Here is a 21835-nt window from a genome sequence, read left to right as displayed (position 1 = left end):
CCCTTACAAAAATCAGGCCTTAATGGCTTTCAATACATTAATCATTTCAAGCGCAGTCAGTGCAGCTTCTGCGCCTTTGTTGCCGGCTTTAGTGCCAGCACGTTCGATGGCTTGTTCAATACTTTCGGTGGTCAGAACACCGAAGGCTACCGGAATGCCACTGTCCTGAGCGACATGCGCCAGGCCATTGCTTGCACCGCCAGCCACATATTCGAAGTGCGCGGTACCGCCACGGATCACCGTACCAAGCGCAATTACCGCGTCGTATTTACCGGTTTTTGCCAGTGCGTCAGCGGCCAGCGGCAGCTCATATGCACCTGGAACCCAAACAACGGTAATGTTTTCATCTTTAACCTGGCCAATACGTTTCAGGGCGTCGATAGCCCCTTCCAGCAGGCTGTCATTGATAAAGTTGTTGAAACGCGCAATGGTGATGGCGACGCGAGCGTCCGGGGTAGCAACGTTAGCTTCAATAATGTTCATATTCTTCCTTCGGGTTCGATTTATGGCCCCGTAAGGGGGGCGGATTTTATCATAATATTCTGTGCGCTGCTTCCTCTAAATCAGAAAGCCTCACGCAGTCGTTAAATGCAGGCAAACGTCCGGGCCCACCTGGCGTATCTCATTGAATTTAAAATGGGGTGCGTCAGCCAGTTTCTCAAGGCCTGGAAGCACACATAATCCTCGCGCATCGCTGCCTAACAGTTTAGGCGCAACATACACGATTAGCTCATCGACCAAACCGGCCTGTAATAATGCCCCCGCGAGCGTTGGGCCTGCTTCAACCCAAATACTGTTAATTTGCTGTTTGCCCAGTTGCATCATCAGCACCACCAGATCCAGATGCCCGTTATGTTCCGGCACCTTCAGGCTACGAACCGTCTCCGGCCAGCTACGAGGGTCGTCTTCAGTCCGGACAATCCAGGTTTCTCCAGGCTGTTGCACAATACGATGCTCCGGCGTGACCTGATTCTGGCTATCCAGAACAATGCGGATTGGCTGGCGCAGCTCTTCCTGCGGGTAACTCGCCTGAGTTGACTCCCCAAGCTCCGACCAACGCACGGTAAGCTGAGGGTCGTCTGCCAGCACCGTAGCACTGCTGGTTAAAATGGCATGGCTTTGCGCGCGCAAGCGTTGCACATCGCGGCGCGCCTGTGGTGAGGTAATCCACTGGCTTTCACCGCTGGCCATCGCCGTACGGCCATCAAGCGACGCGCCAAGCTTAAGCTGCAGATACGGGAATCCCGTACGCATGCGCTTGAGAAAGCCTTTATTCAGTTGCTCAACTTCGCTCATCATCAGCCCGTGGCTGACGTCGATGCCCGCCTGCTGCAAACGGTAGAGCCCACGTCCTGCGACCTGCGGATTGGGATCCTGCATCGCCGCAACCACTCGCGATACCCCCGCCGCAATCAGCGCATCGCAACACGGCGGCGTGCGACCATGATGACTACAGGGTTCAAGCGTCACATAGGCCGTTGCCCCTTGCGCTTTTTCTCCAGCCATCCGCAGAGCATGAACTTCGGCATGCGGTTCGCCCGCACGGTGATGATATCCTTCACCGACGATCTCCCCATCCTTCACAATCACGCAGCCTACGTTGGGGTTGGGGTGAGTGGTAAAACGTCCGCGCGCAGCAAGCTTCAGCGCACGCGCCATGTACAATTCATCCTGCATGGCTTAGTCCTGTAGGCGAGCAATCTCTTCGCCAAATTCTTTGATATCTTCGAAACTCCGGTAGACAGAGGCAAAGCGGATGTAGGCGACTTTATCGAGCTTTTTCAACTGCTCCATCACCAGGTTGCCAATCATCTTGCTCGGCACCTCACGCTCACCAGTCGCACGCAGCTGTGATTTGATATGGTTTAACGCCATTTCGACGTCATCCGCGCTCACAGGCCGTTTCTCAAGCGCTCTGAGCATGCCGCTACGCAGCTTTTCTTCATTAAAGGGTTCACGCACGTCGTTGCTTTTCACAACGCGCGGCATGACAAGTTCAGCCACTTCAAAAGTGGTGAAACGTTCGTTACAGACCAGACACTGCCGACGGCGGCGTACCGAGGAGCCCTCGCCTACAAGACGAGAGTCAATTACCTTAGTGTCTACGGCGAAACAGAATGGGCAATGCATACGGCGTCCTGTACCTCAGTGGTTAACAGAATCTATTTTACCCTGAACTGCCGTGACAACAAAGGCACTGCGCTTTTGAGACAAAGGATCGATGCCTTCGTGCTCAGTCCACACTACCATTACGCTATCGCGACAATGAAGGAAGTAATCACAATGACAAGACGTTACCTAAGAATTCTCCTGGTGGGAAGTCTCTTTAGTCTTAGTGCCTGCGCACAGCAAAGCGAAGTACGCCAGATGCATCAAAGCGTTAGCACATTGAATAAAGAGATGGCGCAGCTTAATCAGGAAACAGTAAAAATTACGCAACAAAATATGTTGAATGCAAAATCAACCAGCGGCGTCTATCTGCTACCGGGTTCCAAAACCCCGGCACGACTGGACAGCCAGATTGGCACTTTACGCATGTCGCTGGTAAACATTGCACCGAACGCGGATGGTATGCGCCTGACGCTACGGATTCAGGGTGAATCCAACACGCCTTTACCCGCCTTTAGCGCCACCGTCGAGTACGGGCAAATTCAGGGCACCACGGACAACTATCAGGAAGTGAACGTTCACAACCAGTTGGTCAACGCTCCGGCGAGTATTCTTGCTCCCAGCGACGTAGACATTCCGTTGCAGATAAATGGCCTCACTCCAGATCAGTTAGGATTTGTTCGCATCCACGACATCCAGCCTGTTAGCCAATAAACTTTTTTGCGGAACGTTTTGTGCGTTCCGCAACATCACTCCGCTCCATTTTGTTACTCCCCTGACATAACCGATATTTCTGGTAAAACTTGGCAACATTCATGAGAGCCAGTACAATTCGCCGCCTAAAGTACGCAAACGTGAACGCAATCGATTACGCAAATGATAGAACTGTGAAACAAGACATATTTTTGTGAACAATGATTTTTATAATAGGCTCCGAAGAATTACGAAATATTTAGAAACGCAAATTGCGCATTTTTCACTCCCGAAAGGGATTTCAAACAGTGGCATACATATGAAAAAAACATTACTTGCAGCCGGTGCAGTGCTGGCGCTCTCCTCGTCTTTTACTGCCAACGCAGCAGAAAATGACAAACCGCAATATCTGTCCGACTGGTGGCACCAGAGCGTTAACGTGGTGGGTAGCTATCACACCCGTTTCTCTCCGAAACTGAACAACGACGTGTATCTGGAATACGAAGCATTTGCCAAAAAAGACTGGTTTGATTTCTATGGCTACATCGATATTCCGAAAACCTTCGACTGGGGTAACGGCAACGATAAAGGTATCTGGTCTGACGGTTCCCCGTTGTTTATGGAAATCGAACCGCGTTTCTCCATCGACAAACTGACCGGCGCTGACCTGAGCTTTGGTCCGTTCAAAGAATGGTATTTCGCCAACAACTACATCTACGACATGGGTGATAACAAAGCCAGCCGCCAGAGCACCTGGTATATGGGTCTGGGTACCGATATCGATACCGGTCTGCCGATGGGTCTGTCCCTGAACGTCTATGCTAAATACCAGTGGCAGAACTATGGCGCATCCAACGAAAACGAGTGGGATGGCTACCGTTTCAAAGTGAAATACTTTGTGCCGATCACCCAGGTTTGGGGCGGCCAACTGACCTACATCGGCTTCACCAACTTCGACTGGGGCTCAGATTTGGGTGATGACCCGAACCGCACCAGCAACTCTATCGCTTCCAGCCACGTCCTGGCGCTGAACTACGATCACTGGCACTACTCTGTCGTAGCGCGTTACTTCCATAACGGCGGTCAGTGGAAAGGTGGGGATACTCTGAACTGGGGCGAAGGCGATTTCAGCGCGAAATCTACCGGTTGGGGTGGTTACCTGGTCGTAGGTTACAACTTCTAATCCAGACAATTTATCGCAAACAAGCCAGCTTAACCGCTGGCTTTTTTATGGCTGGTCTTCACAGCGTACTTTACGTAAAAAGTCACTTAGCGAACGCTCCGCAGATTCGCGAAAGTGCCTGTCGAGTGGCGTGATCTTCAGACATCGATCAACGCGAAAGCAACGATAATCATCACGCTTCTCGCACCAGCCAACCAGCAGCCAGTGCTCGCCCCAGAAAAATAATCCCAGCGGCTGAACGTCGCGCCACGAGAGGTTCCCGGACTCATCGCGATAATGCAGCGCCAGCACCTGCTGAGCAGAAACCGCGCGATGTATGAGATCGAACGCACTGCGTGAATGCGGCTGATTACCAAAATCTGGCGCGAAAATCCGCGTTTGCTCGGCTCTGCGCCGACTCTCTGGCGGCAATATCGCCAACACTTTTTCCTGTGCTGATTCCAGCGCCTGTGAGAGTGAATCCCCGCCCCATGTTTTCAGCAACCGAATCGCTACCATCAACGCTTCTGATTCGTGCTGAGTTAACATCAACGGCGGCAGATCAAACCCCGCCATTAAGCGGTATCCACTGCCCACTTCGCCTTCAATGGGCACGCCGGATAAAGAGAGATCGCGGATATCGCGATAAATCGTCCGTTCAGAAACTTCAAGACGTTCTGCCAGCAGCGCCGCCGTTGTCACTCGCCTGCCACGCAGGATTTGTACAATCTGAAACAAGCGGTCGGCGCGTCTGCTCATTTTAATCCTCAGTGCTGAAAATATTACGCGGGTTGATGTAAACCAACACGATTGCCTTCGCTGTCAGTAAATAGCGCAATCGTACCAATGTCCTGCCCCAGTTCGAGTGGGCCAAACACACACTGACCGCCAGCAGTGGCGACGCGTTCAAGCGTTGCAGTCAAATCGTCCGTATGCAGATAAATAATAGCGCCCTGCGCTGAAGGAGTAATACTTTCAAATTTAGCCAGCGCCCCGCCGGGAGCGGGATCCTGATGCGGAAATACGGCCAGCTCAGCGCAGTCCATATTTTCCCGACGCAAAGAAACCTGCATCACTGGTTCATAAAAAGCGATGGCGCGATCCATTTGTGCTACAGGGATTTCAAACCAATTAATTACGTTGCTCATACTTCCTCCTGCCTGTGTGGGTAATCTCAGAAGGACTATAAGACAGGGCTACTGACAGCATACTGTCAGTAGTGTGGCGACAGGAAAAGATAATTGCCTGTCGCTAATTCACAGGCAAAAAAAAATCCCGACCTTACGATCGGGATTCCAGTATCTTCACTCTTAATGGTTAAGGAAGAATCGACGGTTGATCCGCCCCTTCTTTCTCGACCTTCTGCTGCAGCATGTGCTCACGCTTCATACCCAGCTTCAGCGCCAGCGCCGATGCCACGTAGATAGAAGATGCGGTACCGATGGAAACACCGATCAGCATCGTCAGCGAGAAGCCTTCCAGTACCGGACCACCGAACAGGAACAGCATCAGAATAACCATCAACGTTGTACCGGACGTAATCAACGTACGGTGCAGCGTTTGAGTCAGTGACACGTTAAAGATTTCGTAAGGCGTACCGCGACGAATTTTGCGGAAGTTTTCACGAATACGGTCAGATACAACGATACTATCGTTCAGCGAGTAACCGATTACCGACATCAGTGATGCGACGATAGTCAGGTCAATCTCGATATGGAACAACGACAGGATCCCAAGTGTGATAATCACGTCGTGCGCCAGAGCGATAACCACCCCCGCCGCCAGTCGCCACTCAAAGCGGAAACCGACGTACACCAGGATGGAGATCAGCGCCGCCATCAGCGCCATCGCACCGGTTTGCGCCAGATCAGCCCCCACGCTCGGACCCACGAATTCAATTCGCTTCACCGCGGCGTTTTGATTGGTGGATTCGTTAATCACACTCAACACTTTGCTGCCCAGCACCTGACCGCCGTCTGCACCTTCAGTTGGCGGCATACGTACCATAATGTCGTGGCTGCTGCCGAAGTTCTGCAGAAGCGGATCAACGAAGCCCGCTTTCTCCAGCGCATCGCGCATCACGTCCATATCGGCCGGTTTTTCCAGCGTGATTTCAATAACCGTACCACCGGTGAAATCGAGACCCCAGTTAAACCCGCGTACGCCCATCACCACGATGGCCGCAATCAGCAGGAAACCTGAAATGCCGAAAGCCCAGTAGTCCCAGCGCATAAAGTCCCAGACTTTACGGCCGTGGTTTAATTGTTCAACAGTATATTCCTGTGCCACTTCGCACTCCTCAGATTGACAGCTTTTTGACGCGCTTGCCGCCATACAACAGGTTTACGATGGCACGTGTACCGACAATCGCGGTAAACATCGACGTCGCCACACCAATACCGGTAGTAATCGCGAACCCTTTAATTGCCCCGGTGCCAACTGCGTACAGGATGATGACCTTGATCAGCGTCGTAATGTTCGCATCAAAGATGGAGCTAAATGCGCCCGCATAACCTTCGTTGATGGCCTGCTGCACCGAACGCCCGTTACTCAACTCTTCTTTGATACGTTCGTTGATCAGTACGTTCGCATCGACCGCGACGGCAAGGGTTAAGACAATCCCCGCAATCCCCGGCATACTTAGCGTAGCGCCCGGCAGCAACGACATAATACCGACAATCAATACCAGGTTAGCAATCAGCGCACTGGTCGCAATCAGACCGAACTTCTTATAGAAGAAGATCATGAACAGGATAGACACCACCAGACCGGCCAGACACGCTTCCAGACCCTGTTTAATGTTCTGCATACCCAGGGTTGGACCGATGGTACGTTCTTCCACAATCTGAATCGGCGCAATCAACGCACCGGCACGTAACAGCAGAGAAAGCTGACGCGCTTCGTTCGGGTTGTTGATACCGGTGATACGGAAGCTGTTACCCAGGCGAGACTGGATATTGGCAATGTTAATCACCTCTTCCTGTTTCACCAGTACTGCACGACCGTTAGCATCTTTCTTACCGCTGTCTTTGTACTCCACGAACAGGGTCGCCATCGGCTTACCGATGTTATCCTTGGTGAAGTTGGACATGATGTTACCACCCGCGCTATCCAGCGAGATGTTAACCTGCGGCTGATTGTATTCGTCCTGGCTGGAAGTGGAGTCGGTGATATGGTCACCGGTCAGGATCACGCGCTTGTACAGCACAACAGGCTGACCTTCACGAGACTGTTTCACTTCCGAATCACCCGGAACACGACCCGATGCTGCAGCGGACTGGTCAACGTTGGTGTTTACCAGACGGAACTCCAGCGTCGCGGTTGCGCCCAGAATTTCTTTCGCACGCGCGGTATCCTGAATACCCGGCAGTTCAACCACGATGCGGTCAGCGCCCTGACGTTGTACCACCGGCTCAGCAACACCCAGTTGGTTAACACGATTACGCAGAATGTTGATGTTCTGCTGTACCGCGTACTCACGGGCTTCGCTCAGGCGCGCATCGGTCATTACAGCGCGCAGTGCATTGCTGCCCTGGCTGGAAATAACCAGATCCTGGTGACGTTTGCTCAAGTAAGAGATAGCTTCATCACGGGCGCTGCTATCACGGAAAGTGATGCTCAGACCGTAGTTATCTTCTTTGCGAACGGTAGTATAAGGAATGCCTTTTTCACGCAGATCGCTGCGCAGGCTATCGATATTTTGTTCCTGCAACTTACTCAGCGCGGTATCCATATCCACTTCCATCAGGAAGTGAACGCCGCCACGCAGGTCAAGACCGAGTTTCATCGGTTCTGCATGAATGGCAGCCAGCCAGCGCGGGGTTGCCGGAGCAAGGTTAAGCGCCACGACGTACTGATCGCCCAGTACGCCCATTAATACTTCACGTGCGCGCAGTTGGGTATCAGTGGAGTCGAAGCGCGCGAGAATAGCACCCTCTTCCAGAGCCACAGACTTAGGTGTGATTTTATCTTCTTGTAACGTTTTCTGGACCTGGATCAGCGTTTGCTCACTGGCGGCGGCACCGCGCACGCCAGTGATTTGAACAGCCGGATCCTCACCATACAGGTTGGGAAGCGCATAGAGCAGACCGACGACAATAACGACGATCAGCATGACATACTTCCACAAAGGATAACGGTTTAACACGGCAGTTCCCTTTGGGAAAACAATAAATTACAGCGCCTTCATGGTGCCTTTCGGCAGAACGGCAGCTACGAAATCACGTTTAATAACCACTTCAGTGGTGTCGTTCAGCGCGATAGCGATGTAGCCAGATTCTGCTACTTTGGTCACGCGACCCACCAGACCACCGTTAGTCAGCACTTCATCGCCTTTCGCAATGGAGTTCATCAGATTTTTGTGTTCTTTGGTACGCTTTTGCTGCGGGCGCAGGATCATGAAGTAGAAAATCAGACCAAACACCACCAGCATCAGAATCAGAGACATCGGGCTGCCCTGCGCCGGAGCACCTGTTGCCGCTACCGCATCAGAAATAAAAAAGCTCATTCAAATTCCCTCATTATTAAAATTAATCAACGTTCACAGGTGGAACTGGTCTACCCTGACGTTGGTAAAAATCGGTCACGAAGCTCTCTAATTTACCCTCTTCAATAGCCTTGCGTAAACCCGCCATCAAACGCTGGTAGTAGCGAAGGTTATGAATCGTGTTGAGACGCGCGCCCAATATTTCGTTGCAACGGTCGAGATGATGCAAGTAAGCGCGCGAATAATTGCGACAGGTGTAGCAATCACACTCAGCATCGAGCGGACTGGTGTCGCTTTTATGTTTCGCGTTACGAATTTTTACCACGCCGTCAGTCACAAACAAATGACCATTACGGGCATTTCGCGTTGGCATCACACAGTCAAACATATCGATACCGCGACGCACGCCTTCAACCAGATCTTCTGGTTTACCGACGCCCATCAGGTAACGCGGTTTATCTGCCGGAATCTGCGGGCAAACATGTTCCAGAATGCGGTGCATATCTTCCTTCGGCTCACCGACAGCCAAACCGCCGACAGCGTAGCCATCAAAGCCGATATCTACCAGACCTTTGACGGAGATATCACGTAAATCTTCGTAAACACTGCCCTGAATGATGCCAAAAAGCGCATTTTTGTTGCCGAGGCTATCAAAACGGTCACGGCTGCGCTTCGCCCAACGCAGAGACATCTCCATCGAGCGTTTAGCATAGTCCCAGTCGGCCGGATATGGTGTACATTCGTCGAAGATCATCACGATATCGGAACCGAGATCGTATTGAATCTCCATCGACTTCTCGGGATCGAGGAAAATCGGATCGCCGTTGATCGGGTTACGGAAATGCACGCCTTGTTCGGTTATCTTCCGGATATCGCCCAGGCTGAACACCTGGAAGCCGCCGGAATCGGTGAGGATCGGCCCTTTCCACTGCATAAAATCGTGCAGATCGCCGTGCAGTTTCATGATTTCCTGCCCCGGGCGTAGCCACAGGTGGAAAGTGTTGCCGAGGATGATCTGTGCGCCGGTCGCTTCAACTTCTTCCGGCGTCATGCCTTTTACTGTGCCGTAAGTACCGACCGGCATAAAAGCAGGCGTTTCTACTACGCCACGATCAAAAACCAGGCGGCCGCGGCGAGCGCGACCGTCTGTGGTATCCAGTTCAAATTTCATCTTCACTCCTGCGTCAGAAAAACAGTCCGACGTTTTAAACACTCATGCCGGAAACTTATTCCCCGACACGCTCAGAAATAGCCTGCGGATTGTACGTGATAAACATCGCATCCCCGTAACTAAAAAAGCGATATTCCGCTTTTACCGCTTCATGATAGGCGTGCATGGTGTTTTTATAACCAGCAAATGCGGAAACCAGCATAATCAGTGTCGATTCCGGCAGGTGGAAGTTGGTGACCAGAGCATCAATCACCTGATATTTATAGCCTGGATAAATAAAGATTTGTGTATCGCCGAAGAACGGCTCGATTAGATCGTTTTTGGCCGCCTGCGCCGCACTTTCCAGTGAACGTACGGAGGTGGTGCCCACCGCAATCACGCGGTTACCGCGCGCTTTCGCCGCCAGCACCGCGTCCACCACATCCTGCGGCACTTCCGCATATTCGGAGTGCATAATGTGGTCTTCAATAGTGTCTACGCGCACCGGCTGGAAAGTGCCCGCTCCAACGTGCAGGGTGACGAACGCCATTTCAATGCCTTTATCGCGCAGTTTAGCCAGCAGCGGATCGTCAAAATGCAGACCCGCGGTCGGCGCAGCGACGGCACCCGGTTTTTCGCTGTACACGGTCTGGTACAGCTCGCGGTCGGCGTCTTCATCCGGACGGTCGATATACGGCGGCAACGGCATATGGCCAATCGCGTTGAGGATATCCAGCACGCTGCGTTCGTCGTTAAACTCAACTTCAAACAGCGCGTCATGGCGCGCCACCATCGTTGCTTTAATGCTTTCGTCATCGCCCAGCAGCAGCTCGGCGCCCGGTTTCGGCGCTTTCGAGGCACGAATATGCGCCAGAATACGTTTGTCATCCAGCATACGCTCGACCAGCACTTCAATTTTACCGCCGCTGGCTTTACGACCAAACAGACGCGCAGGAATGACGCGGGTGTTGTTAAAGACCAGCAAATCGCCAGGGTTGAGCTTATCGAGCAAATCGGTGAAAGTACCGTGCGTCAGCGCGCCCGTCGGCCCGTCCAAAGACAGCAAGCGACAGCTACTGCGCTCAGCTTGCGGATAGTGGGCAATCAGGGATTCGGGTAGTTCAAAGGTGAAATCGGTAACGCGCATGACACTGACTCAGACTAAAATAAGAGGCGGGTAGTCTAGTGCCGGGGCGTTCTCCCTGCAACCTTTACCCCTCTGGATAAACATTTAACGATGAATTTTCTTGCACATTTGCATCTCGCTCACCTTGCCGACAGCTCGCTTTCCGGCAATCTGCTGGCCGATTTTGTCCGGGGTAATCCGGAAACGCACTACTCGCCTGATGTGGTAGAAGGCATCTTCATGCATCGTCGTATCGACGTGATGACAGATAACCTGCCGCAGGTGCGTGAAGCCAAAGAATGGTTTCGTAGCGAAACGCGCCGCGTCGCGCCGATTACGCTGGATGTCATGTGGGATCATTTTCTGTCGCGCCACTGGTCGGAGATCTCCCCTGACTTCCCGCTTACGGACTTTGTGCGCTATGCCCGTACCCAGGTAACCACTATTTTGCCGGAATCGCCGCCACGCTTTATCAATCTGAATAACTATATATGGTCAGAGAAATGGCTTGAGCGCTACCGGGACATGGATTTTATCCAGAACGTCCTGAACGGCATGGCCAGCCGCCGTCCACGGCTCGATGCCCTACGCGACTCATGGTATGACCTCAATACGCATTACGATGCGTTAGAAGAACGATTCTGGCAGTTTTATCCGCAAATGATGGACCAGGCGCGGCGTAAAACCCTTTGATTGCAACCCGCATTCCCCGCCGGATAAGCCGTAGCCGTCATCCGGCAAAAGATTGATAGACAAAACCTGTCTCATTGATTGCCAGCGCCTCTTTGTCTTATTCACGAACACTCTCTATACTGGCCCGCGTTGCGTTCCAAAAACCCCTTAACATTGCAGGAGAATTATATGGTACTGGTAACTCGTCAGGCTCCGGATTTCACAGCAGCTGCGGTACTGGGTAGCGGTGAGATCGTTGAAAACTTCAACTTCAAACAGCATACCAACGGTAAAACTACCGTTCTGTTCTTCTGGCCGATGGACTTCACCTTCGTTTGCCCGTCTGAACTGATCGCATTCGACAAACGTTACGAAGAATTCCAGAAGCGCGGCGTTGAAGTTGTTGGCGTTTCCTTCGACTCTGAATTTGTCCACAACGCATGGCGTAACACCCCTGTCGACAAAGGCGGCATCGGTGCAGTGAAATACGCAATGGTTGCTGACATTAAACGCGAAATCCAGAAAGCCTACGGCATCGAGCACCCGGAAGCTGGCGTTGCTCTGCGCGGTTCTTTCCTGATCGACGCTAACGGCGTTGTTCGCCACCAGGTGGTTAACGATCTGCCGCTGGGCCGTAACATCGACGAAATGCTGCGCATGGTTGACGCGCTGCAGTTCCACGAAGAGCACGGCGACGTATGCCCGGCACAGTGGGAAAAAGGTAAAGAAGGTATGAACGCGTCTCCGGACGGCGTAGCAAAATACCTGACCGAGAACGTTTCCAGCCTGTAATTGGCATGAATCGACAAAAGGCCCGCTAGTGCGGGCCTTTTTTATTGTTCGTAGGTCAGGTAGGTGATTGCGTCACTCTCTGTAAGTATCACCAGCGACAATACGCTTATCCAAACCACAATTAAAACGCGAAGCAGGAACAGCCAAGCGCGCCCCAGAAAGCCCGGTCATCTGACACCGGAATGCCTGATTGACGCGCAATATCATGCTGATGACCGTGTACGCCACAGCTACCACAGCACTGATGCATCTGCACCATTGCGCCAATTTTTGCCGCAGCAGGCGGCGCTGAGCGATAGTGCCCCGGCACCTTCACCACCGGCGACCAGTCCGGCGCAACCGGGATGGCTGGCGGTGCCAGCGGGGTGAAATGCCCTGCCGCATACACGACTTTGCCATCGACAATGGTCATCACTGACTCAATGCCTTTGATCTCTTCTTCCGCCACGTTGAAGTAATCTTTAGACAGCACCACCAGGTCGGCCAGTTGATCTTTCTCGATTCGCCCTTTCTTACCCTGCTCGCTGGAGAACCAGGCGCTGCCAGCGGTCCACAGTTCCAGCGCCACGTCGCGCGGCAAGCGGTTGTTATCATCGTACATCGCCATACCGCCAACGGTGCGGCCCGAAACCAGCCAGTAGAGCGCTGTCCACGGATTGTAGCTGGCCACACGGGTGGCGTCAGTCCCCAGCCCTACCGGAACTTCAGCCGCCAGCATTTTCGCCACCGGCGGCGTGTGTTTGACCGCATCTTTGCCATAACGATCGACAAAATATTCGCCCTGGAACGCCATTCGGTGCTGAACAGCAATCCCGCCGCCCAGCGCTTTAACGCGCTCGATATTCCGTTCAGTAATGGTTTCGGCATGATCGAAGAACCAGTGCAGGCCATTGAACGGGATATCACGATTCACCTTCTCAAACACGTCCAACATGCGGCTGATAGATTCATCGTAGGTGGCGTGCAGGCGGAACGGCCAGCGGTGCTCCACCAGATGTCGCACCACGCGCTCCAGCTCATCTTCCATACCCTCCGGCAAGTCCGGGCGCGGCTGGAGAAAATCTTCAAAATCCGCTGCCGAAAAAACCAGCATTTCCCCGGCCCCATTGGCGCGGTAGAAGTCGGTCCCCTGCCCCGGTTTGAGCATATCGGTCCAACGTTCAAAGTCTTCCAGTTCCTGTTTTGGACGCTGGGTAAACAGGTTGTAGGCAATACGCACCGTCATCTGCTTGTTGGCGTGTAACTGCTCAATGATCTCGTAATCTTCCGGATAGTTCTGGAAGCCGCCGCCCGCATCGATGGCGCTGGTCAGCCCCAGGCGGTTCAGTTCACGCATAAACTGGCGGGTCGAGTTAACCTGCATTTCCAGCGGCAGTTTGGGTCCTTTTGCCAGCGTCGAATAAAGTATCATGGCGTTTGGTTTAGCGATCAACATCCCGGTCGGGTTGCCGTTGCTATCACGCACAATCTCACCGCCCGCCGGATCCGGCGTCGCTTTGGTGTAGCCAACGGCTTTCAGCGCAGCGCGGTTCAGCAAAGCCCGGTCGTAGAGATGCAGAACAAAAACCGGGGTATCCGGAGCAGCTTCATTCAGTTCTTCCAGGGTTGGCATGCGACGTTCGGCAAACTGGAATTCGCTCCAGCCGCCCACCACGCGTACCCATTGCGGCGACGGCGTTCTGTCCGCCTGGTCTTTGAGCATACGTAGGGCGTCCGCCAGCGACGGCACGCCTTCCCAACGTAATTCCAGGTTGTAATTCAGTCCACCACGAATAAGGTGCAGGTGCGAATCGTTCAGGCCCGGGATCACCGTATGTCCTTGCAGATCGACAACCTGCGTCCCTTCGGCAGCAAAGCTCATTACCCGCTCGTGGCTACCAGTCGCCAGGATCTTTCCGTTGGCAATCGCCACCGCCTCGACCTGCGGGCGTTGCCTATCGAGAGTATGAATTTTTCCGTGAGTCAGAATCAGTGTGGCAGTTTGAGACATAACAATCTCCTGAGATACCGGTCAGGCTTTTTTCAGCCATCCGGCAAACAGACGGGTTACGATGGGCATCCAGAACCAGACCACCAGCGCAACCACACAGGCATCATTGATGAGATGCAGGAGTAACGAGCCCTTCATTGCAGGCAGCACAATGCCGGTCAACCACGGCACCAGATTGGTGCTAGGAAATATCACCAGCAGGGTTATCAGAAACTGTTTCCAGCGTTTGGGCTGGCGTACATGGGGCGCTGGTGGCGTAAACCAGAATGCCGCTTCGGTACGAATTTCGGTTTTATCACCTTCCGCCAGCAGTGGGGCAATCTCTTCCACCAGCACACGGCGCGTATCGGACTGGGTCCAGTTATACAGATGCTCAAGCGTGTCGAAGCGAATAATGATATTCCACAGGTTGTCGCCATCCGCAGGGCGAATCACGTTCGCCCCGAGATGACCGGGAAACTCAGCCGCCACCGGCATAATTTTCCCCAGCCATTGCTCATACCGCTGCGCCTGCTCAGGCAGCAGGGTGTGGGTAATCACCAACGTCACATGTTTGTTCTGCGCCATGAAGGATTCCTTGTTGAGAGGAAACAGGCCGCTTAGGCCAGGAAAGCAATACACAAAATCATTCATGGTGCATCGAGGCGGCAAGGTTGTGGATCCCCGGGAGCTTACATAAGTCAGTGACTGGGGTACGCAAGCAAAGCCAACAAAGATGCAACATGAAGGATGACGTGTATTTAGGCTTTACGTTCTGGCGCGCCATGCACCATGGTATAGGCATAATCCACGCCCATACCGTAGGCACCGCTGTGCTCGCGTACCAGATCCATGACGGCGTCGTAGGTTTCTTTGCGAGACCAGTCGCGCTGATACTCAAGAAGAACCTGTTGCCAGGTTACGGGTACGGCACCAGCCTGTACCATGCGGTCGATAGAACGCTCATGGGCATCCACGGACGTGCCGCCGGAAGTGTCGGTCACCACATATACTTCATAACCCGCTTCCAGCGCCATCAGTGCCGGGAAAGTCAGGCAGACTTCGGTCCACAGCGCGGAGATAATCAGTTTTTTACGTCCAGTCGCTTCCACGGCCTTCACAAACGCCGCATCTTCCCAGGAGTTCATTGAGGTGCGTTCAATGGGTTTTACATCAGGATGAACCGCTAACAGTTCTGGCCAGATATATCCGCTAAAACTTTTCGTTTCTACAGAAGTATAAATCACCGGGACATTGAATATTTTCCCGGCTTTCGCTAATGCCACGGTATTATTTTTTAAAGTCTGGCGATCGATATTCGCTACACCAAATGACATTTGCGGCTGATGATCAATAAAAATAAGCGTAGAGTTTTGAGGGTCAATCAGTTCCCGAATAGACATATCATACCTTCTTAATCAATAAGTTAAAAGGCAACGGTCTGTATCTGCCGTCAGCAGTAGGATCCTGAATCAGAAAGCTTGTTGAGTATAGCGGGAAAATTCTAACGAGTTATTAAAGAAAACTTACCATCCTGTGAAACTATTAATTCTGTGTTGCGATATATCCTAAACAACATCAAAAAAATGCGCATGATTCATCTAATTTATTCACTGGCATTGTTTTTCTCCATTCGGTACAACAGAAGGGTTTAATTTTCAGGATCTTTTCTGCTTATGCGCATTAATCTGGATGTTTTGCTTATTCTCGACGCACTCGACAAACAGGGTTCATTTGCCGCGGCGGCCGAATCGCTGTTTAAAACGCCTGCGGCACTCAGCTATATGATTCAAAAGCTGGAAAGCGACCTGAATATCGAGTTGCTTGACCGTTCCGGACACCGGGCTAAATTTACCGACACCGGACAGATGATGCTGGAAAAGGGACGTTTATTGCTAAGTGCGGCAAAAGATCTCGAAAAACAGGCGGTACAGCTGAGTTCAGGCTGGGAAAAAGAGCTGGCGATTGCGCTGGACGACTCCTTTCCTTTCGCCTCGCTGTTACCCATTATCGATGAATTTCACGCGCTGAATAAGCAAACCCGCCTCAGTTTTACCCATCATACGCTGGCGGGTTCCTGGGAGGAGCTGACCCATAATGGAGCAGATATTATTCTGGGGGCGATTAATGAACCACCAACGTCAGCGGCCTGGTCCTACAAAATGCTCGGTACATTGGACAATGTATTTGTCGTGGCACCTGAGCATCCGCTGGCCGCATCACCTGATGGCCTGACCAACGAACAGTTGTGCCTGCATCGGGCGATTGTTATCAGCGACAGCGCCCGCTTCTGCCATCCGTTACAAACCAATCTGATGGAGGAGCAGGCGCAGATCCGTGTCGATGACTTCCACAGTAAAGTGATGCTACTGCGAGCCGGCATGGGCTGCGGATTTCTCCCCCGCCATATTGCCAGCCCGTGGCTTGCTACGGGCGAGCTGGTGGAAAAAGCGGTTATCTCATTTCGCCAAAAAGACGTGGCCTATATGGCATGGCGCAATAACCGTGATGGGCTGGCGCAGCGCTGGTGGCGAGACGCGCTGCTGGCAAGCCCGGCGATTGCGCACTTATATCAATGACCTGACCATACAGAGGCGGAAATCGCCGGCAACGTCAGGATATCGTCGGCAAGCACACCTTTGCCCTCTTTGTGCTGCCAATGACTCACGCTCAGTAATGGCGAGGCTGGCAGGACCACTTCACAAGCCTGGCCACGGTTAATCGCCACTAACACGCGCTGGCGGTTTAGCACCCGTACAAACACCACCACGTTATCCTCGGCGTAAATCACCTGACAACCACCGTGGCGTAGCGCCTGGCTCTGGTGGCGTAATTTTGCCAGCCGCTGGTACAACGCCAGCAGGTTAGCGTCCTGTTTTTCAGGCTGCCATGGGAAAGGTTTGCGGCAAAACGGATCGTTGTTGCCATCCAGCCCCACTTCGTCGCCGTAGTAAATACAGGGCACGCCAGGCCAGGTAAATAGCCACACCACCGCCAGCGGTAAACGTGCGACGTCTTTACCGAGCAGAGACTTAAAGCGAGCGGTATCGTGGCTGTCGAGCTGGTTAAACATGCGCAATTGCTGTTGATGCGACAACCCCGCACGGTAGTTATCCATCCACGCCATACAGGTCTGGGCGTCAATGGATTGTGGGTCGTATGAAATATCGGTATTGGCGAGGAATCCCCAGAGAGGGAAAGTAAAGCCGCGATAGTTCATGGCGGCATCTTCCGCGTCGGCCTGCAACCACTGGCGAGCATCGCCAAAATGTTCACCCACCACATACGCCTCTGGCTGGGTTTCTTTTGCCGCCTGCGTAATGCCGGCCACGTGTTGTAGGTTGTTACGTGCGCCTCCTGCTTCTCCCAGCATGTGCACCACATCAAGACGCCAGCCGTCCATACTCCACGGCGCTTTCAGCCAGTGACGGACGATACTGTCTTCGCCGCGATAAATTTCATTTACCAGGCTTTCCGAAGAAAAGTCCAGCTTGGGCAGGCTGGAATACCCCAGCCAGTCGAGCGCAACGCCGTCGGCTGAGAAATGATACCAGTCGCGCCAGGGGGATTCTGAGTTATGGCACGCCCCATCCGTTCCCCTACTATGCCGGTCAAACCAGGCGTGCGAATCGCCGCTATGGTTAAAAACACCGTCCAGAATCAAGCGCATGCCCTGCTGTTGGGTGTTGTGCCGCAGGCGTAGCAGCGCCGTGTCGCCGCCAAATTGCGGATCAACATGACGGTAATCTTCGGTATCGTATTTATGCACGCTCGGCGCGGTAAACACAGGATTCAGGTACAGCGCCGTGACCCCTAACGTTTTCAGGTACGGTAGCTTTTCGCTGATGCCGTCCAAATCACCACCATAGAACGTGGAGCCACCGGCCTGAGCCGTAAGCGGTTCGTCCCATTCGCGCCGCACGATGTCGTGCCCGGCCGCGTGGTGATAATAGACGTTATCCTGGCCCGCTTCACGCGACTGGCTGCGGGCAAAACGGTCCGGGAAAATTTGGTAAAAGACCTGGTCAGCAACCCACTGCGGACCGTTATCCGGCACATCGACGGCAAACTGCTCCAGACGCGCAGGCGGAAAACGGCTGAATCCCTGTGGGGTGAACCACAACTGACGATCGAGCCAAAGTAATTTAAAGCTATAGCGTCGACGAGGCTGCCCGCTGGAGAGATCGATCGCCGCTCGCCACGCGGTCACACCCGGCTGCGGCTGGCTGCGCTGCTTGTGCATAGCTAGCGAAATCTCTTCGTTATCGTTTTCTGCGCGTAGCGTCACCCGCTGGGGGGGATTTTCCCCCGCCAGCCATAATGTAATCGTCAGTTGATCTTTGTTTTGCTTAACAAATGGGGCAACCGGAAGGTGCCAGGCGTTCAACATCACGTATCCCCTTTGATGATAATGACGTCACCTTGCCATAGCGAAGTGCAGGATCACTCATCATCTTAACGTTTATTGGGGGAGGAGTTCGGGGGAGGAGAAAATTGCCGGGTAACGCAAAGCTACCCGGCAAAAATATTACTGTGCTTCAGCCAGTTGGCGCTCTCGACGGCGCTTGAATCCCCAGCCGACCAGCAGCAGGACAATCCACGCAAAGCCGACGTACAGCGAAATGCGGGTATCCGGATGATAGCCGATAAGCGCGATGATAAAGACCAGGAAAATCAGGCCAACAATGGTCGTCGTTACCCCACCCGGTACTTTAAATTTCAGCGCTTTGACCTCTTCTGGCGGCAGACGACGACGGAAAGCAATCTGTGACAGCAGGATCATAATCCACACCCAAACCGTGGCGAACGTTGCCAAAGAGGCGATCACCAGGAAGACGTTTTCCGGCATGATGTAGTTAAGATAAACCGCAAACAGCAGCGCGATGGTCATCACCATCACCGTAACCCACGGCACGCCACGACGCGACGTCTTGGCAAACATTTTTGGGGCACTGCCCTGTTCCGCCATGCCGTGTAGCATACGTCCCACACCGAAGACGTCAGAGTTAATTGCCGACAGCGACGCAGTCAGAACCACAAAGTTGAGGATCCCGGCAGCAAAGGTAATGCCCATATGCTGGAACGTCATAACGAACGGGCTACCGTCGGTACCCACCTGGTTCCACGGGTAGATAGACATAATGACGAACAACGTCCCCACATAAAACACCAGGATACGCATTGGTACGGAATTGATAGCGCGCGGAATAGATTTTTCCGGGTCTTTGGCTTCGCCTGCGGTAATCCCGATAATCTCAATCCCGCCATAAGCGAACATCACCATTTGCAGCGACATCACCATGCCGAGCCAGCCGTTGCTGAAGAAGCCACCGTTGCTCCATAAGTTATGGATACCGGTCGGTTGCCCGCCGTTGCCAATCCCCCAAATGATGATACCGAAACCGGCGACAATCATGATGATAATGGTGGCGACTTTAAAGAACGAGAACCAGAACTCCAGCTCGCCAAACACCTTCACGCTCATCAGGTTGATGGCGCAGATAATCAGCACTACGCTGAGTACCCAAATCCAGTGCGGTACGGCCGGGAACCAGACGCCCATGTAAATACCAAAGGCAGTCACATCGGCAATGGCGACAATCAGGATTTCAAAACAATAGGTCCAGCCGGTGATATAGCCTGCCAGCGGTCCGAGGTTTTCCTGCGCATAGCGCGAGAAGGAGCTGGCTGCAGGGTTATGAACAGACATTTCGCCCAGCGCGCGCATAATAATATACGCCGCTACGCCGCCGATAATATAGGCCAGCAACACGCTTGGCCCCGCCATTTTGATGGCATCGGCCGAGCCATAGAACAGCCCGGTACCAATTGCTGAACCTAATGCCATAAAGCGGATGTGCCGGGTGCTCAGCCCACGCTTTAGCTTGTTATTACTTTCCATCGATTCCTAACCTGTTAACACAATAAAAAAACCACGGGGCCATGTTAATAGCCCCGTGGTTAAAACTTATTGTCAGTGATATTAGTGTGCGCTGGAGGTCACTTGTCGACCCGCGGCGCGATCCCAGATAACTGCCAGGACCACCATCACGACTGTTGGCATCAACCACGCCAGCCCCTGCTCCGCCAGCGGTAAACGCTGGGTCCAGGCCGGTAACACGTCGCCAATTGCAGAAGCTTTAATGCCATCAAGGATACCAAAAATCAGGCTGATAAACATCGCAGGTGCAATGACGCGGGAAGAATTATGCCACCATGAGCGGGTAAAGCTTAATACAACCAGTGCGATACATGGCGGATAGATAGCCGTCAGCACCGGAATAGAGATCTGAATCAGATGGCTCAGACCCAGGTTAGAAACCACCATCGAGAAGCCGCCGAGGATAAATACCAGCGTACGATAAGACAGTGGAACGTACTGGGCAAAGAACTCTGCGCACGCACAGGTCAAGCCAACCGCGGTGACCAGACAGGCGATGAAAATCAGCGCCGCCAGCAGGAAGCTTCCTGCACCGCCAAAGGTGTGCTGAACATACGCATGCAGAATCGCCGCGCCGTTAGCAGACTGATCGACCAGAATCGCGCTATCTGAACCCAGACGGAACAGCGCGAGATACAGCAGCGTTAAGCCCACACCCGCCATTAAACCCGCCCAAACGGTGTAACGGGTCAGCAGACGTGCTTCAGTAACACCACGCGAACGAGCGGCGTTAACGATAACAATACCAAACACCATCGCGCCCAGCGTATCCATGGTCAGATACCCGTTCACGAAACCATTAGAAAATGCCGCAGTTTGGTAGGCTTCCATCGCATTACTGATCGGGCCTGCTGGCCAGACGATTGCGGCGACAGACAGAACAACCAGCGCCAGGATTTTCAGCGGCGCCAGGAAATTACCCACCGTATCCAGCAGTTTGCCCGGATACAGCGAAACCAGAATCACAATCGCGAAATAGATAACGCTATAGATAAACAGCGGCAGCGCAGAGTCACCGGTCAGCGGTGCAATCCCGACTTCGAAAGAGACCGTCGCGGTACGCGGGGTAGCAAATAACGGCCCAACGGCCAGATAGCAAACAGTCGCCAGTAGCAGACCAGCAACTTTACCGATAGGTGTGCTCAGTCGGTCCACACCACCACCGACTTTCGCCAGCGCGACAACGGTAAGTACCGGCAGGCCAACGGCGGTAATCAAAAAGCCAAAAGCCGCAGTCCAGACGTGTTCACCTGCCTGCAAACCAACCATTGGGGGGAAGATGATGTTTCCTGCACCAACGAACAGTGCAAATGTCATAAATCCCAAAGCGATAATATCGCGCGATTTTAACTGATGGGTCATAAAGTCTTACTGCCTGTGGATGTGGTGTTGAAAATAGTAAATTTTTGCCTTTCCCTGGGGGACAATACAGCGGCATTTTTGCTCAATTCCAGCGGGAAACACTCCCGACCTGGCGCGGCGAAGAATAGTTTTTCGATTTACCGCGTAAATGCAGTCGGTATGACAGCACCTGGAGCGCAATTTAAACGCTTATAACGTTTTAAAGCAAGGTGGGATCCAAAAACCAGAACAATATAACGATATGAAAAATGGGGTTAGCACAAAACACCATTTCATGGAAAAAGGTATGGGTAATAGTTCGAACAAAAAACAATCAAACGTCGTAAAATTCAGGAGTCATATATTGACCGCATAGAAAAAGCCAGCTTGTGCT

The 21835-nt window shown here is 52.9% G+C and carries 21 protein-coding genes; 5 read left to right on the top strand and 16 right to left on the bottom strand.

The features are described 5' to 3' along the window. Positions 1–12: 12 nt before the first annotated feature. The 3 genes from ribE to nrdR all read right to left on the bottom strand — a co-directional run bounded on the left by ribE (position 13) and on the right by nrdR (position 2130). Entirely contained in the window at positions 13–483 is a 471-nt protein-coding gene (ribE, locus tag E6P06_RS09350; protein ID WP_003021575.1) for a 6,7-dimethyl-8-ribityllumazine synthase, read from the bottom strand. A 90-nt stretch (positions 484–573) separates the two neighbouring features. Then, positions 574–1677, bottom strand: coding sequence for a bifunctional diaminohydroxyphosphoribosylaminopyrimidine deaminase/5-amino-6-(5-phosphoribosylamino)uracil reductase RibD (gene ribD / locus E6P06_RS09345; RefSeq protein WP_003021573.1), 1104 nt, complete (start codon positions 1675–1677; stop codon positions 574–576). 3 nt (positions 1678–1680) lie between these two features. Further along, positions 1681–2130, bottom strand: coding sequence for a transcriptional regulator NrdR (nrdR, locus tag E6P06_RS09340; RefSeq protein WP_003021571.1), 450 nt, complete (start codon positions 2128–2130; stop codon positions 1681–1683). Between the two features lie 153 nt (positions 2131–2283). Between nrdR and E6P06_RS09335 the strand changes: the two genes are divergently transcribed. After that, positions 2284–2823, top strand: a complete 540-nt coding sequence (locus E6P06_RS09335) for a DUF3251 domain-containing protein (RefSeq protein ID WP_054528674.1) — start codon at positions 2284–2286, stop codon at positions 2821–2823. 298 nt (positions 2824–3121) lie between these two features. Next, positions 3122–3985, top strand: a complete 864-nt coding sequence (locus E6P06_RS09330) for a nucleoside-specific channel-forming protein Tsx (RefSeq protein WP_003021561.1) — start codon at positions 3122–3124, stop codon at positions 3983–3985. A 45-nt stretch (positions 3986–4030) separates the two neighbouring features. Here the strand turns inward: E6P06_RS09330 and E6P06_RS09325 are convergent, their stop codons facing one another. From E6P06_RS09325 to queA, 7 genes are all read right to left on the bottom strand, one after another. Then, the gene (locus E6P06_RS09325; protein WP_003835974.1) at positions 4031–4723 is read right to left on the bottom strand and encodes a YafY family protein; all 693 of its coding nucleotides are present in this window, start codon (positions 4721–4723) and stop codon (positions 4031–4033) included. A gap of 23 nt (positions 4724–4746) precedes the next feature. Further along, positions 4747–5112 carry a VOC family protein gene (locus tag E6P06_RS09320; protein ID WP_139935154.1) on the bottom strand — a complete coding sequence of 122 codons (366 nt, stop codon included), beginning with the start codon at positions 5110–5112 and terminating at the stop codon, positions 4747–4749. Positions 5113–5281: 169 nt separating this feature from the next. Beyond that, positions 5282–6253, bottom strand: coding sequence for a protein translocase subunit SecF (secF, locus tag E6P06_RS09315; protein ID WP_003021550.1), 972 nt, complete (start codon positions 6251–6253; stop codon positions 5282–5284). Between the two features lie 10 nt (positions 6254–6263). Beyond that, the gene (secD, locus tag E6P06_RS09310; protein WP_003021547.1) at positions 6264–8111 is read right to left on the bottom strand and encodes a protein translocase subunit SecD; all 1848 of its coding nucleotides are present in this window, start codon (positions 8109–8111) and stop codon (positions 6264–6266) included. Between the two features lie 27 nt (positions 8112–8138). After that, positions 8139–8471 (bottom strand): preprotein translocase subunit YajC, encoded by a 333-nt coding sequence (gene yajC, locus E6P06_RS09305; RefSeq protein WP_003021544.1) that lies wholly within the window; start codon positions 8469–8471, stop codon positions 8139–8141. A 22-nt stretch (positions 8472–8493) separates the two neighbouring features. Continuing rightward, on the bottom strand, positions 8494–9621 hold the full coding sequence (tgt, locus tag E6P06_RS09300) for a tRNA guanosine(34) transglycosylase Tgt (RefSeq protein WP_003021535.1): 1128 nt from the start codon (positions 9619–9621) through the stop codon (positions 8494–8496). Positions 9622–9676: 55 nt separating this feature from the next. Beyond that, positions 9677–10747 (bottom strand): tRNA preQ1(34) S-adenosylmethionine ribosyltransferase-isomerase QueA, encoded by a 1071-nt coding sequence (gene queA / locus E6P06_RS09295; RefSeq protein WP_003021529.1) that lies wholly within the window; start codon positions 10745–10747, stop codon positions 9677–9679. Between the two features lie 90 nt (positions 10748–10837). On the opposite strand from queA, the gene acpH reads away from it, so the two are divergent. Both acpH and E6P06_RS09285 read left to right on the top strand, forming a co-directional pair. Next, the gene (acpH, locus tag E6P06_RS09290; protein ID WP_016149694.1) at positions 10838–11419 is read left to right on the top strand and encodes an ACP phosphodiesterase; all 582 of its coding nucleotides are present in this window, start codon (positions 10838–10840) and stop codon (positions 11417–11419) included. Between the two features lie 168 nt (positions 11420–11587). Further along, complete coding sequence (locus E6P06_RS09285) at positions 11588–12190, top strand: peroxiredoxin (RefSeq protein ID WP_003021524.1); 603 nt, start codon at positions 11588–11590, stop codon at positions 12188–12190. 121 nt (positions 12191–12311) lie between these two features. Here the strand turns inward: E6P06_RS09285 and E6P06_RS09280 are convergent, their stop codons facing one another. The 3 genes from E6P06_RS09280 to E6P06_RS09270 all read right to left on the bottom strand — a co-directional run bounded on the left by E6P06_RS09280 (position 12312) and on the right by E6P06_RS09270 (position 15562). Further along, positions 12312–14180: an amidohydrolase gene (locus E6P06_RS09280; RefSeq protein WP_139935153.1), complete on the bottom strand. Its 1869-nt coding sequence runs from the start codon at positions 14178–14180 to the stop codon at positions 12312–12314. A gap of 21 nt (positions 14181–14201) precedes the next feature. Continuing rightward, positions 14202–14747 carry an antibiotic biosynthesis monooxygenase gene (locus E6P06_RS09275; RefSeq protein WP_003835991.1) on the bottom strand — a complete coding sequence of 182 codons (546 nt, stop codon included), beginning with the start codon at positions 14745–14747 and terminating at the stop codon, positions 14202–14204. Positions 14748–14920: 173 nt separating this feature from the next. Then, a complete protein-coding gene (locus tag E6P06_RS09270) occupies positions 14921–15562 on the bottom strand; it encodes a hydrolase (protein ID WP_003021513.1) in 642 nt (213 codons plus the stop codon). A gap of 273 nt (positions 15563–15835) precedes the next feature. Here E6P06_RS09270 and E6P06_RS09265 point away from each other — a divergent pair, with 273 nt between their 5' ends. Beyond that, entirely contained in the window at positions 15836–16738 is a 903-nt protein-coding gene (locus E6P06_RS09265; RefSeq protein WP_087879027.1) for a LysR family transcriptional regulator, read from the top strand. Here the strand turns inward: E6P06_RS09265 and malZ are convergent. The 3 genes from malZ to brnQ all read right to left on the bottom strand — a co-directional run bounded on the left by malZ (position 16732) and on the right by brnQ (position 21462). Beyond that, on the bottom strand, positions 16732–18549 hold the full coding sequence (gene malZ, locus E6P06_RS09260; protein WP_049015718.1) for a maltodextrin glucosidase: 1818 nt from the start codon (positions 18547–18549) through the stop codon (positions 16732–16734). The genes E6P06_RS09265 and malZ overlap by 7 nt on opposite strands. A gap of 138 nt (positions 18550–18687) precedes the next feature. Next, positions 18688–20061, bottom strand: coding sequence for a proline-specific permease ProY (gene proY / locus E6P06_RS09255; RefSeq protein WP_032948680.1), 1374 nt, complete (start codon positions 20059–20061; stop codon positions 18688–18690). Between the two features lie 81 nt (positions 20062–20142). After that, a complete protein-coding gene (gene brnQ / locus E6P06_RS09250) occupies positions 20143–21462 on the bottom strand; it encodes a branched-chain amino acid transporter carrier protein BrnQ (RefSeq protein ID WP_003021501.1) in 1320 nt (439 codons plus the stop codon). Between the last annotated feature and the right edge of the window lie 373 nt (positions 21463–21835).

Source organism: Citrobacter sp. CF971 (assembly GCF_006385635.1).
Taxonomy (GTDB): Bacteria; Pseudomonadota; Gammaproteobacteria; order Enterobacterales; family Enterobacteriaceae; genus Citrobacter; species Citrobacter freundii.
The sequence above is the reverse complement of the archived record's forward strand: the minus strand, read 5'-3'. Positions and strand labels throughout refer to the sequence as shown.